Origin of the sequence: Sorangium sp. So ce394 (genome assembly GCF_051474665.1) — a bacterium.
In the GTDB taxonomy this organism is placed as follows: Bacteria; Myxococcota_A; Polyangia; order Polyangiales; family Polyangiaceae; genus Sorangium; species Sorangium cellulosum_D.
Genome location: NZ_CP150339.1, coordinates 10,809,068 through 10,821,909 on the forward strand (window position 1 = coordinate 10,809,068; position 12,842 = coordinate 10,821,909).

The window sequence follows — 12,842 nt, forward strand, 5'->3', positions numbered from 1 at the left end:
AGACCCGCCGACGTATCCATGCCGAACCTCCTCGCGATGTCGTTCGAGGGCGAGCTCGCCCCGTGCTTCGATCTCACGTGCCTGCGCCCCGGGGGCAAGCTGCCCGACGGCTGGGGCATCGGCTACTACCCGGGCGGCGAGCCGAGCGCCACGGTGCTCAAGGAGCCGGCGCCGCCGCAGGGGAGCATCCGCAGCGAGCTCGTGAAGGCGTGGGAGCACCTCGAGTCGTCGCTGCTCGTGCTGCACATCCGCACGGCGACGTGGGGCAGCATCAACGACGCCAACACACAGCCGTTCAGCCGGAGCTGGGGCGGGCGCGACTGGCTGTTCGCGCACAGCGGCAGCCTCGTCGACCGCATCGAGGTCGATCCGAAGTCGCTCTTCCAGCCCGTGGGGTCGACGGACACGGAGCTCATCCTGTGCGAGCTGCTCCGCTGGATGGCGTCGGAGGGCCTCCGGAGCCTCGGCGACATCGATCCGGCGGTCCTGCGCGACTGGTTCGACGAGATGAACGAGCACGGCCCGCTCACGTCGGTGCTGGCCGACGGCCGCGACCTCGTCGTCTACGCGGATCGCGATCGCGAGGGGGACGCGTTCCTGTGGGAGGTGCTGCCGCCGTACGAGCGGCTCGCCTTCGGGGACGAGGACCTCGAGGTCGATCTCAGCCGCCGGGGGGTCAAGAGCCGCAAGGGCGTCATCGTCTCGTCGGAGGAGCTCAAGGTCCACGCGGGGGCGCAGCCCGCGACCTGGACGCGCGTCCCGCCGGGCCACCTCATGGTGCTGCGGCAGGGCGCGCTGCGGGCCACGGTGGCCCCGCGCACCGATCGCCGCCGGCCGGCGCCGTCCACGCCGCCGCTCTCGTCGCGCCCGGTCCGACGCCCGACGCACGCGCCGATCCGCCGGTTCCAGGTGGTGCACCGCACGGCGTACCACTACGCGACCGCGGTCGAGCGCAGCACGCACCTCCTCCGGCTGACGCCGGCGCACGACCGGCTGCAGACGGTGCTCCACAACGAGATCAACCTGTCGGTCGAGGGCCAGCAGCGCGATTACGACGACGTCTTCGGCAACCGCGCGCGGCGGGTGCTGCTCGACACGCCGTTCAAGGATCTCGTCATCGAGTCGAAGTCGCGGGTGGAGCTGCTCGACACCGATCCGCTGAGCTTCCGCCCGCTGCACGCCCGCTCGACGATCCCGCTCGTGTGGATGCCGTGGCAGCGGCAGATCCTGCAGCCGTTCCTCCTGCCGCCCGAGCTGGCGGAGAGCGAGCTCACGGAGCTCATCGAGTACGCGATGACGTTCGTCAAGCGGAACGACTACGACCTGCTCGACACGCTGCTCGACCTGAACGCCTCGATCTTCGAGGAGTACGAGTACAAGCAGGGGGCGACGAACGTGTTCACGACGGCGTTCGACGTGTACGCGAACCGCCGCGGCGTGTGCCAGGACTTCACGAACCTGTTCATCTGCCTGACGCGGCTGCTCGGCGTGCCGTCGCGCTACGTGTGCGGGTACATCTACACGGGGCCGAAGCACGAGAACCAGCGGCAGAGCGAGGCGTCGCACGCGTGGGTGCAGGTGTACCTGCCGGAGGTCGGGTGGAAGGGCTTCGACCCGACGAACGGGATCCTGACCCAGACCGAGCACATCCGCGTCGCCGTCGGGCGCAACTACATGGACGCGACGCCGACCTCGGGCACCATCTTCGTCGGGGGTGGTGCGGAGCGCCTCGAGGTCGACGTGCGGGTCGAGCCGATCGATTGAGGGAGAGCGCGGCTCAGGGCCGCTCGGGGAGAGCGCGGCTCAGGGCCGCGTGGCGATCCAGTAGAGGAGCGCCGTCCGGCTGAGGCCGTCGTCGAGCGCGGTCTGCTCCTGCGCCTCCTCCCAGGCCGCCTCCTTGTCGACGGTCGCGTGCGCCGCGATGAGGAAGGCGTTCCACGGGTCCTCCGCGCCCTTCGAGACAGCCTCCATCGCCGGCCACGCGTAGCTGATCCACGCCTTCGAGATCAGCGACTCCGAGATCGGCGTGATCGGGAGCAGCTGGATGCCATAGACGTACTCCGGGTTCTCCCCGAACCACGTCCCGAAGTCGGCCTTCGTGGACCAGAGGACGCCGACGGCCCCGTTCTCCTTGAAGGGCACGTCGTAGACGGTGCCGTTCGAGGTGATCTGCCAGTAGGTCTGCGCGGAGGCCGTCTCCATGGCGAGGAGCACCCGGCCGATGTTCTTCACGTCGTCGTTATCGAGCGCCTCGCCGAGCAGCTTCAGGCTGTACCAGGCGTTGACGGCCTCGGACGTCGACTCCTGGTTGCGGCCGTCCGCGAACGGGAACAGCCCCGAAGCCCACGAGTGCCCCCTGAACCAATCCATGTGGCGGAACGGAGTGAAATGCGGGTCGTTGGCGCTCGGGTTCGCGATGTCGCGGACGAGCCAGAGCACCTTGTCGGCGTACTCGTCGCGCCAGTCCGCGTCGGACTTCGCCAGGACGGCCGCGGCATAGAGGAAGTAGCCGTAGTGGAAGTGGTGATCGTTGTAATACCCCTGGCCGAAGTCGGCGGTCTCGCTCTCCAGGCCCTTGGTCGTCACGATGCCGCCCCAGGTCGTGTCGTAGACGAAGGGATTCTCGTTCTCGCCGTTGAGCCACGGGTTGATCTGCGACTTGAGCCGCGCCCTGAGCTCCTCGGCGAGGTCCTCCTTCGCGACCGACTCGGCGATCTGCGCGAGGCGCGCCAGCTTCGCGATCTGCTTGCCCCCGAAATAGGGGTCCACGCCGGCGACGTCCTGAGCGGGGGTGAACGACCGCTCCTCCTCGAGCGCGTCCGCGACGATCTCGCTCCAGTCGTCCGAGACGCGGCGCGGCGAGTCCCAGCCGATCGTGCTGAGCGGGTACACGAGCTCCCAGCTCGCCCCGGAGATGCCCTTCATCTCGCCGATCACGGTCGGGTACGCGATGTCCGCGCCCTTCACCTTCTCGAGCCGCTCCAGGTGGTGCGGCAGGGCCATGGTCAGGAGATCGCCCTCGCCCTCCGTCTTCCAGACGAAGCGCACCGAGGCGGTGTCCTCGGTGACCGTCGCCTCGACGTCGCCGCCGAGCGGGATGGCGGCGGCGTGCTTGTCGAGCTCCGCCGCCGCGTTCGGCCCCGGCGCGAGCGCGAGGCGGAGCGAGCCCTCGTACGGCGCGCGCGCCACCATGGAGAGCGCGTCCCACTCGAGGGTGATCTCGGGGAACGCGTAGAGGACCCACGTCTGACCGTTGTTGAGCGAGATCTCGAATCGATCGCCCGTGACCTCGGTCGGGCTCGTCGACTCGCCGTTCACCGCGGTGATCGCCACGCCGTCGCCGGCGCGCACGGAGGGGCGGAGCCCGGCGTACGTGGTCGTGACATAGGGCATCCCGTAGACGATGGGCGCGGTCATGGTGCCGCCCTGCGCCTTCCACTCCACGGTGACCGAGAGCAGGTCGGACGACGTGACCGCGTGGCCGGAGAAGGCCTCGCGCGCGCTGAGGCCGAGGTGCGAGACGTCCGCCGTCGTGACAGCCTTGCTCGCCACCGCGACGTCCGGCCGGGCGATCGACAGCCCCTGTCCGAGCGCCTTGAGGTCGTACGGCGCGGCGTTGATCCGCTGATCGCCGGCGCCGAGCACGAAGTTCATCCAGGTGGCGTTCGTGGGGAGCGGGGCCTTCAGGCGGGACAGGGCGCCGATCGGCTCGAGCGCGTGCGCCGACTGCTCGAACTCCGGCTCGACCTTCGACAGCGGCTTGTCGCGATCGAGCTCCCACGTCTCGACCATCACGCCGCCGGCGCCGCCGTCGCCCCCTCCGCCGCCTCCCCCGCCGTCATTGTTGGTCGGCGGGGGCGGCGGGGTCTCGTCGTCGCCGCAGGCGGCGATGGCGCACAGGCAGCTCAGCAACGTGAAAGTCCGTAGCATCGGATGCTTCAACATCATTCTCTTGCTCCCTCGCTCCAGCGCTCATCGCTCCACCTGATGTGAAGCGGATCGAGAGATGAGCCCTGGTGTCGTGGTAATTTCATCGATCTGCAAGCAACGGAGCAAGATTCTTTCACGAAGCGCCGGGCCCGTCCAGCCTGGCGAGCGCGGCGGACGCCGCGCGCGAAGCCGTCGCGACCTCATCAATCCGGCGATCGCCGTCCCACAGGCCGCGAATCGCTACGTCATTGTCCGACGGTCGCGATCGCGCCCGCCAGGAGGTGAGCTCGCATGAAGGCGGTAAACTAGCAAGTTTGTTGATATTTCTTCGCACATCCCCGCCCTCGTGTCCCCGCCCGCGTCGGGCGGCGCGTCACCGGGGCTTGGCAGCGGGCTTTGCGGGCGCCTTGGCGGCGGCCTTCTTCGCGGGCGCCTTGGCTGCGCTCTTCGAGGCGTCGCGGCGCGCGGGCGGCGCCTCGTGCGCGTCGCCGCCGCGCACGAGCGCGAGCACGGCGTCGGCGTGGCCGTCGACCTTCACGCCGCTGAAGACGTGCTTCACCTTGCGGTCGGGACCGATGATGAACGTGCTCCGGATCGTGCCCGTCACCTTCTTGCCGTACATCGTCTTTTCGCCGTAGGCGCCGTAGGCGTTGTGCGCGACGAGGTCCGGATCGCTGAGGAGCGTCACCCCGAGATCGTATTTGTCCCTGAACTTCCGGTGGCGATCGACGGAGTCGCGGGAGACGCCGAGCACGACGGCGCCGGCCTCGGCGAACGCGTCGAGCCCGGCGGAGAAGGCCTGGGCCTCCCGCGTGCAGCCCGGGGTGTCGTCCTTCGGATAGAAGTAGAGGACGACCGTCTTGCCCGGGAAATCGGCGAGGCCAACCTTCTTGCCGCTGTCGCTTTCGAGGGAGAAATCCGGGGCACGGTCGCCTACATTCACCATCGCTCGCTCGCTCCTTGTCTGATCGGGCGCAGGGAGGACTGACCCCCTCCGGCGCCGCGGCGGGCACGATACACGCGGCGTCGCCGGCGCACCACAGAGCTGCCCCGGGACCGCGCCCGCGGCCGGTCCGAGGCGGCGAGTCGGCGAGACCCCGGCCCCCGAGGCGCGGGCGCCAGGGCCAGCCCGGATCCGGCTCGGGCGGAGCGTGGATTCCGTCCCAGAGCGCCCGCGCGCGCGTCGAGCTCGTCGAGCAGCGCCTCGAGGCGCGCTGTGCCGACGCGGCCCGACGCATCCGAGCACGCCGTCTCGACCATGCCTGGCGCTCCGCATGAGGCCGGCCACGTCGACTTCGCGGCTTTCCGGGTTTCCCGCGGAGGGGAGATCCCGGCCGGCGGGGAGCGCCGAGGGCGAGATGTGGCGACGCGAACGCCGCCGGGCGGCGCGGCGGAAGAGCGCCCTGGGCCGGCTTGCCGCAGCGGGGCCGCCGAGGTACCAACAGGCACATTCGCACGACGCGCCGGACCGCGTCATCGCGCGTCGTCGAAGGAGACGACACCAGCGCCGCCGGAGGAGATCATGACCCTACCCGTCCCCGTGTACATCGTCGCAGCGGCCCGGACGCCGATCGGCGCGTTTCAGGGAGCGCTCTCGCCCTTGCCCGCCCCCCGCCTGGGCGAGGTCGCCATCCGGGCGGCCCTCGAGCGGGCGAGCCTCTCTCCCGATGCCGTGGGGGAGGTCTTCCTGGGCAATGTCCTGTCCGCCGGCGTCGGGCAGGCTCCGGCCCGGCAGGCCGCCATCTATGCCGGCATCCCGAGCAAGGTCCCGGCCACCACGGTGAGCAAGGTGTGCGGCTCGGGGCTCCAGGCGGTCATCTTCGGCGCGAAGACGGTGGCGCTCGGCGACGCGGACGTGGTGGTCGCCGGCGGCATGGAGTCGATGTCGAACGTGCCTTACTACCTCCCGCAGGCGCGCTCCGGCTACCGCATGGGCGACGGCAAGCTCGTGGACGGGATGATCCACGACGGCCTCTGGGATCCGTACGGCAACTTCCACATGGGCACGGCGGGCGAGGCGTGCGCCAAGGAGCACGGCTTCTCGCGCGAGGCGCAGGACGAGTACGCGAAGGAGAGCTTCCGCCGGGCGCTCGCGGCGCAGCGCGAGGGGCTGTTCGCCGCGGAGATCGCGCCCGTCGCCGTCCCGCAGAAGAAGGGCGACGCGGTGGTCGTGAAGGACGACGAGGGCCCGCCGGCCGGCAAGCCCGAGAAGTTCGCCTCGCTGAAGCCCGCCTTCCAGAAGGACGGGACGATCACCGCGGCCAACGCCTCGTCGATCAACGACGGCGCGAGCGCGCTCGTCCTGGCGAGCGAGCGGGCCGTGAAGGAGCACAAGCTCACGCCGCTCGCGCGGATCGTCGGCTACGGCGGCGCCGCGCAGGCGCCCGAGTGGTTCACCACGGCGCCGGCCGCGGCGATCGCGAACACCACGAAGAAGCTCGGCCTCACGACGGACCAGATCGACCTCTACGAGGTGAACGAGGCGTTCGCGGTGGTGGCGCTCGCCGTGAACAAGCTCGCCGGGATCGACGCCCAGCGGGTCAACGTCCGCGGCGGCGCGGTCGCGCTCGGCCACCCGATCGGCGCGAGCGGGGCGCGCATCCTGACGACGCTGCTCTACGCCATGAAGGACCGGGGCGCGAAGCGCGGGCTCGCCACGCTGTGCATCGGCGGCGGCGAGGCGCTCGCGGTCGTCGTGGAGCGGTGATCCGGCCGCGGGCCATCGCGGCGGGCGCGGAGGCGTTCGCCGCGCGCACGCCGACGCTGCCGCCGGCGACCCACACGAACAGCTACGCCCTCGGCGGCCGCGAGGTGCTGCTCGTCGAGCCGGCCACGCCCTACGAGGACGAGCGCCGCGCGTGGCTCGCGTGGGCGCGCGGCCTCGCCTCGCAGGGGCGGTCGATCGTGGCGATCGCGGTGACCCACCACCACGCCGACCACGTGGGGGGCGCGCGCTTCTTCGCGGCCGAGCTCGGGGTGCCGATCTGGGCGCACGCCGAGGCGGCCTCGCGCCTGCGTGACGTCCTGCACGAGGTCCCGGTCGCGCGCCGCCTCTCGGACGGGGAGGTGGTGCGGCTCGACGGGCCGGCGCCGACGGCGCTGCGCGTGCTCCACACGCCGGGGCACGCGCCGGATCACCTCTGCTTCCTCGACGAGGCCGAGGGGGTCCTGGTCTGCGGCGACATGGTGGCCGGCGTGGGGACGATCCTCATCGATCCCCGGGAGGGCGACATGGCGGAGTACCTCGCGCAGCTCGAGCGGCTCGCGGCGCTCGGCGCCCGGGTCGCCCTGCCGGCGCACGGCGAGCCGATCGACGCGCCCGAGGCGCTGTTCCGGCGCTACATCGCGCACCGGCGGATGCGCGAGCAGCGGGTGCTCGAGGCGCTCGCGGCGGCGGCCGGCGAGGGTGGCGGCGGCGGTGAGGGCCGCAGCGGCGGTGAAGGCCGCAGCGGCGGTGAGGGCCGCAGCGGCGGCGCGGCCAGCCAGGGTGGCGCGGCGCTCGAGGAGCTCCTGCCGGTCGCCTACGCGGACACGGCGCTGGCGCTCTGGCCGATCGCGCGGCTGAGCCTCGAGGCGCACCTGATCAAGCTGGAACGCGAAGGCCGGGCCGTGCGCCGCGAGGGCCGATGGCGGCGGGCGGCGGGCGGCGGGGCGTGACGCCCGGCCGCGCGGCCTGACGGAGGGGTCACTTCGCGGCGGCGTCGCTCCTCGCGCGCTGCGCGTCGCGCTCGCGCTGCCGCTCGGCGGCCCGGCGCGCCCGCTCGGAGCGCTCCGAGGCGATCTGGCTCGGGGACTTGGTGCCCGCCTTGATGGCCTGGGCGGCCCAGAACTTCGCGGCCTCCTTGCTGGACATGGCGCACTCCTCGCCCTCGTTGCAGGCCATGCGGGGGCTCTGCCGCTGCGCGGCGTCCCGCGGCGCGGCCGCGCGCTCCTTCCCCTGGGCGGCCGGCGCGCCGGCCGACCGACCAGCCCAGGCGCGGCGTGCCCCGGCGCTCGAGGCGGTGCACTCCCCCGCGTCGCTGCAGTTGATGCGCGACTCGGCCTTGCTCCTGAGCTGCGACGGCTGCGCCGCCGCCCTGCGCCCGGCGTCGGCGCGCGCCTCGGTGCGGCTCCTGTGGGCCGCCGCCGCGCGGGAGGAGCAGTCCGCGCCCATGTCGGAGCAGCGGATCCGCTCCTGCGCGTGCCCGCGGGCGACGCGGATCGGCTCGGCGCGCTCGGCGCGCCCGTGCCGCCCGGCGGCCGGTTCTCGCGGCGCGCGGTGATGGACGCGATCGACGATGTCGCCGCGCGCCCTGAGGACCTGGAGGTGCCGCGGCTCGCGCGAAGCGCGGCCGCCCTCGGCGAACGCCACCCCGGCGCACAGGGACACCCCGACGAGGGTGGAAACCATTGCGGATATTTTCATGGGTACTCCTCGCTCTCCACGCAGCGTGGGTGGACGACCCACGTCGTTTCCGGCGAGCGCGCCATGCTCGCGGGTGATCGCCCGCCGTGGTCCACGGCGCAAGCAAGAGCGGCACCAGAAAGGAATTGCGGGAAATGTCGCCGATATCGACGATACCGTCACATCTCTAACACCACCGAGCGCGCGCGACCAGGCGGCGGGTGACGGCGGCTCAGGTCGGGCTCACAGGGGCAGGGGCGCGTCGGCCTTCTTCGCGCGGCGCTTGGCCTCGGCCCGGCGCCGCCGCTCGTAGGCGCTCGTCGACTCGCGCACGATGTCCGGCCGGTCGCGGAACACGAACCGCACCGCCGCGCGCACCGTCGATATCCGCGCGTTCAGGAGCCCGATCACCTTGTTGCGGAGGAGGAGCGCGTCGCGCGCCTTTTCACCGAGCCCGGCGCTCTGGGTGGCGTGGAAGCTCAAGAGGTGGCGGCGGTGAGCCATCCCGACTACAAGAAACGCGTCCTGAGCGATGAGGGCCTCTCCCTCGTCACCGGCGGCGTTCGCGCGCTGGCCGATCTCTCCGGCGTGCGTCCGTGGAACCGCGACAAGCTCTGAGGCGTCGTGCTCGAACCATCAGGCGAGTGGCACCATCCGACATCGTGGCAGAGGTGACATCCGCTGGCTCCACTCCAAGGAGCGCTGGCCCGTCTTCCGGCAGGGCGGCGCCCGGACCGGAAGCACGCTAGCTACCTAGCCTTTTCTCTCTTCAACATTTCTTTCATCTCTGTTTGAAAAATATCAAGCACACTGTCGACCTGGACTTCCCCGGTGTAGACCCACATCATCCAGTCGTGGATTAAGCTCACGGCCTCGTCGCTGAGTCTGTAGTCGGTCGGAATGATCGACTTATGGCTTCTGGCCATTGGCTGAACTTGGTCGAAGCGCACAACGGACAACTCGGACCCAGGAAGCGGCAGCCGGTCGAGCATGTACTGCGGATACATACACATTTTTATCCTTTTTAAGAATTCAGGATTCCACCCTGCGCGCGAACCGTCTTGGTCGCAGCCATATGCAGGAGCGACGTAGACGGTCTGCGATACCTGCCACTCTGGGGCGCCAACGGGTGCGGAAACAACGGGCGGCTCAACAGACACGACAATCGCCGGCCGGAGCTTCGCTCGCTGGATCATGTACACCTCGTTCTTATAGTGATTAAACCCGGCCACTGGGATGCTTGGAGGCTTCGGTGGCGACGTTGCGTCTAGAGGTTCAACGCTTATACCGACCGACTTGTGATCAGTTGGAGTGGTACGCCCCTCTACATGGATGGCTAGTGCCTGTTGCTCCACATGCGGGATGTAAGCACGAACTAGCCTGCCAACGCACAGCGTCCTACTGGCGTCCTTTACCCACCAAGAGTCTAGAAGACACTGGATGTAGTCATCAGGGTAGTTGCCCACGCTTTCGGGCCTCCGATGTCCAAACTTCGTCCGAAAGGACCGCGTCGCCGCTGAGACCGTCAGGCGACGGACCGGCTAGTTCCTCAATCTGACGCACGCCCTGGAAGAACACGTCGTCATATATAGGCTGTATTGCCGGAGGCTTCCTCTTTCGCGGCCCTTGATTCGCAGAAGCAACTCGCAGTTTTTCCTTAAGCTTAAGCATATCCTCTTTCCGGCGCTTCAGCTCCTTGGCGGTTAGCTCACGCGCGCTTGCGTCAGCTGAAGCGGCGATAGGATCCCTGATCTGTTTGGCAATCGCAAAATCAAGCCATTGACCTGGAGCGGCGTTCAACATCGGCGCCGTGGTATACACGTGGTGCAACAGCGACGCTGTGTCATTGCCGAAGTTGCGCACCGCTCGACGAACCTCTACAGACACCTCGACCGGAAGCTGCCTATCTAATGAGCGCAATAGGTCCTTCGCCTCGTCCTGGTCTATGCGCCAGCCGGCCAGATCAGAGTCGTACTTGCTGTTTTGCCTTACAAACTCGCGCGCTCCCAAATATGCGACTACGGGCTCTATCCGGCTGCACACTGCTGCATCCCACGGACCGTAGTGGTAGAAGCGCCACGCAGCCCCGGTAAACGTGGTGCCGTGCTTACCTGCATACGCCAAATCCGCGATGTACACATACTTCAGTAGGTGGATCTTGCCCAACCACCGATCGAAGTAATCGTCTGCCTCAGACGCCGCGGCCAGCGCATACTGTAGGATAATGTCCGCCTTCGCTGTGTCCATGGCTATCGCCTCTTCGGTCTCACGGGCGGCATCGGCAGGACGCCACCAGCGTACGCGGATCCATCGGACGGGTTCAACCGCAAGGGCCGCACGGCGAGCGATACGAGCGGCCAACCCCAACAATTTCCGCGCCGGTCCAAGCACTGAACAAACGTATCGCACCCAATGAAATGGGCAATGATTCCGCCGGTTTGAGATGACATAGAACGTCCTAGGTGCACCAGAACATTGTAGCCACCCGAGACGAACGAGCCAGGAATGCCGAAGATTTCTCTTGACATGTCGAAAATTTTATGATTTTCAGGAACGCTGGTTTGAAAAATTGAGCAATTCTCAATTAAATTCGCGTTGTTAGCGGAGTCGTCTGGGTGCGCTCCGCGCTGCTGGCCTGCGAGAGCAGGTGGCGTTCGTTCGGCACTGTTCGAGGCGGTGCGTTGGGTATCATCCGCGCAACGCCAACCGTGGTCCCCCCCGCTTCGGCGGACAGCCTCCGCCGCAAGCGGGTACGGCTCATCCTGGAAGGCGGCAGCCATCCCTTGCTCAAGCTTGTGGAGTTCCAGGATGTGGTCATCCCGGACGTGCGAGTCCGTGCGGGCGGCCGGCGCTTCGGCTCTGGCCGCACGGTCGTCAAGATCGACAGGGGCGAGGTCGTCCATGTCGAGTAGGTCGGCGCAGCGTGACGCCGGTTGCGGCGAGAACGTGCGCCAGGGGCGGCAGCAGCGGCGGACGCGCTGCGCCGACCTACCAGTTGCATGGCTTGCTCGCCTCGACCTCAGCGCGGGCGGGGGCTGTGACAGTGGGGTCGGCTTCGGCTCCGAGGGCGCAGCCGGCGCTGCGCCGACCAGCCGAAGCGGGCCGCATCCCTTCGGCTGAGCGCTGGCCGGCGTCGTCGACACGCCAGCGGGCGGCTAGCGCGGCGCCCGGCTGTAGCCTCCGCCTGTGCGGCCCCGAGCTCTCTCAGTCACGAAGGCCAGCCATCCTGTTGAGGATGCCGCTGTTGCAGCCCAGCGAAGGGCAGCCGAGCTGGCTCTGCATGCATGACAGTTGGGTGATAACGAGAAGACCCTTGGTGTACTTCTCGTTTACGACGTCCAGGGGCCTGCTGTCCTTGACCTTGCCAGACATCGCACTCCATGCAGACGAGAGAGACTTGTTCGACATGGCTCTCTTCAGCGTGGCCGCGTTCTGGTCCATCCACGTCAGATGGTCGCGAAGGTAGGCGATGCGACCATCAACGAAGTCCCGATGTGCCTTTTCGGTCTCGATGCCGCACGAAGACTGCACCTTGAGCTTCGCTGGCATCTTTGATCGAAGGTCTTCGACCTCTTTCAAGATCCCTTCGAGACAAGATCGTGATGCGTCGAACCCGACGGTGCGGTCGGAGCATCCCGCCCATCGAAAGTCTGCCGCATCGACCTTCCTGGCGCTTGGCCACATGAACTGCACCACCGCGCGGACCTCTTCCTTCTCAGAGAGGCCGCGTGGCGGTGGCGGAGGCTGCTGCGTCGGAGCCGACGCAGTCGTGGCCTGCTGGGTACGCCCCGGCTGCTCTTCCCTGCCGCACGAGATTGGCAAGAGGCTCCCGAGAGCGATGATTCCAGTGACGCAATGAGTGATTCGACGGCCCGTTGTCTCCGAAGGCATGGATCTGGATCTTATGGGGGCGGCCAAGGGGAGTCCAGTTCCATGGAATCATCGTGCGTCGCCGACAGCCAGGCCATTCGGCTACTCTGAGTCGCTCGGCGGGTCCTCGAACAGCGACAGCTGCACCATCCGGCGTTGAGTCGGAGCGGGGGTCGGCTCGCGTGGTCGCTAGAGCTTCGACGCTGCTGGTGTGGTCGGCGGCTGCGGCGTAGCGGGCATCGTCGGCGATGACGACCCGCCCGAGACGAGCCGGCGCCACCCCTTCCCTCCCGGAAACTGCCGGACCGGCCCAGTCTGCGCCGGCAGGGTGAGCGCCTGCGGGACGGGCGGCGCACCGGCTGGCTCCGCCAGCGCGGCCCGGATCAGATCCTCGACCGACCAGAGCTCCGCGACGATCCCCGCGGCCATGGCGGGCGACACGCGCAGCGAGGCATGGGTCCTCGTCAGGTTGTATGCGCAAACCGACAACGCCACGGCGGCACGATGGCTCCGCTGCGTCTTGCTGAACGACAGCGCGAGCCGGCGCTTGCGCCCGTTCATGTGCCGCGCCGTGAGGTGGTACCGCTCGACGCCGGACGTGCTCATCCGCTTCGGATCGGGCGCGCCGAACACGGCCGTCTTCCGGATGAAGCGCGCG

Annotated in this window: 13 protein-coding genes; 5 read left to right on the top strand and 8 right to left on the bottom strand. The window is 68.8% G+C overall.

Features of this window, described 5'->3' with window-relative positions; all coding sequences use genetic code 11:
* Window positions 1-18: 18 nt before the first annotated feature.
* Window positions 19-1,764, top strand: a complete 1,746-nt coding sequence (locus WMF33_RS39960; protein WP_437333516.1) for a class II glutamine amidotransferase — start codon at window positions 19-21, stop codon at window positions 1,762-1,764.
* Between the two features lie 39 nt (window positions 1,765-1,803).
* Here WMF33_RS39960 and WMF33_RS39965 read toward each other — a convergent pair whose 3' ends face one another.
* Window positions 1,804-3,912, bottom strand: a complete 2,109-nt coding sequence (locus WMF33_RS39965) for a glycosyl hydrolase (RefSeq protein ID WP_437333517.1) — start codon at window positions 3,910-3,912, stop codon at window positions 1,804-1,806.
* Window positions 3,913-4,303: 391 nt separating this feature from the next.
* Complete coding sequence (locus WMF33_RS39970; RefSeq protein ID WP_437333518.1) at window positions 4,304-4,876, bottom strand: peroxiredoxin; 573 nt, start codon at window positions 4,874-4,876, stop codon at window positions 4,304-4,306.
* 576 nt (window positions 4,877-5,452) lie between these two features.
* On the opposite strand from WMF33_RS39970, the gene WMF33_RS39975 reads away from it, so the two are divergent.
* Both WMF33_RS39975 and WMF33_RS39980 read left to right on the top strand, forming a co-directional pair.
* The gene (locus tag WMF33_RS39975; RefSeq protein ID WP_437333519.1) at window positions 5,453-6,637 is read left to right on the top strand and encodes a thiolase family protein; all 1,185 of its coding nucleotides are present in this window, start codon (window positions 5,453-5,455) and stop codon (window positions 6,635-6,637) included.
* Complete coding sequence (locus WMF33_RS39980; protein ID WP_437333520.1) at window positions 6,634-7,587, top strand: MBL fold metallo-hydrolase; 954 nt, start codon at window positions 6,634-6,636, stop codon at window positions 7,585-7,587. The genes WMF33_RS39975 and WMF33_RS39980 overlap by 4 nt, the downstream gene beginning before the upstream one ends.
* Before the next feature lie 28 nt (window positions 7,588-7,615).
* On the opposite strand, the gene WMF33_RS39985 is transcribed toward WMF33_RS39980, so the two are convergent.
* Window positions 7,616-8,335, bottom strand: a complete 720-nt coding sequence (locus WMF33_RS39985) for a hypothetical protein (RefSeq protein WP_437333521.1) — start codon at window positions 8,333-8,335, stop codon at window positions 7,616-7,618.
* A 222-nt stretch (window positions 8,336-8,557) separates the two neighbouring features.
* Window positions 8,558-8,818, bottom strand: a complete 261-nt coding sequence (locus WMF33_RS39990) for a hypothetical protein (RefSeq protein ID WP_437333522.1) — start codon at window positions 8,816-8,818, stop codon at window positions 8,558-8,560.
* On the opposite strand from WMF33_RS39990, the gene WMF33_RS39995 reads away from it, so the two are divergent.
* The gene (locus tag WMF33_RS39995) at window positions 8,810-8,932 is read left to right on the top strand and encodes a hypothetical protein (protein ID WP_437333523.1); all 123 of its coding nucleotides are present in this window, start codon (window positions 8,810-8,812) and stop codon (window positions 8,930-8,932) included. The genes WMF33_RS39990 and WMF33_RS39995 overlap by 9 nt on opposite strands.
* Window positions 8,933-9,063: 131 nt before the next feature.
* Here WMF33_RS39995 and WMF33_RS40000 read toward each other — a convergent pair whose 3' ends face one another.
* Both WMF33_RS40000 and WMF33_RS40005 read right to left on the bottom strand, forming a co-directional pair.
* Window positions 9,064-9,516: a hypothetical protein gene (locus WMF33_RS40000; RefSeq protein WP_437333524.1), complete on the bottom strand. Its 453-nt coding sequence runs from the start codon at window positions 9,514-9,516 to the stop codon at window positions 9,064-9,066.
* A 247-nt stretch (window positions 9,517-9,763) separates the two neighbouring features.
* Window positions 9,764-10,561, bottom strand: a complete 798-nt coding sequence (locus WMF33_RS40005) for a hypothetical protein (RefSeq protein ID WP_437333525.1) — start codon at window positions 10,559-10,561, stop codon at window positions 9,764-9,766.
* Between the two features lie 461 nt (window positions 10,562-11,022).
* Between WMF33_RS40005 and WMF33_RS40010 the strand changes: the two genes are divergently transcribed.
* Window positions 11,023-11,226, top strand: coding sequence for a hypothetical protein (locus WMF33_RS40010; RefSeq protein ID WP_437333526.1), 204 nt, complete (start codon window positions 11,023-11,025; stop codon window positions 11,224-11,226).
* Window positions 11,227-11,518: 292 nt separating this feature from the next.
* On the opposite strand, the gene WMF33_RS40015 is transcribed toward WMF33_RS40010, so the two are convergent.
* The gene (locus WMF33_RS40015; protein ID WP_437333527.1) at window positions 11,519-12,010 is read right to left on the bottom strand and encodes a hypothetical protein; all 492 of its coding nucleotides are present in this window, start codon (window positions 12,008-12,010) and stop codon (window positions 11,519-11,521) included.
* A gap of 363 nt (window positions 12,011-12,373) precedes the next feature.
* Window positions 12,374-12,817, bottom strand: a complete 444-nt coding sequence (locus WMF33_RS40020) for a hypothetical protein (RefSeq protein ID WP_437333528.1) — start codon at window positions 12,815-12,817, stop codon at window positions 12,374-12,376.
* Window positions 12,818-12,842: the final 25 nt, after the last annotated feature.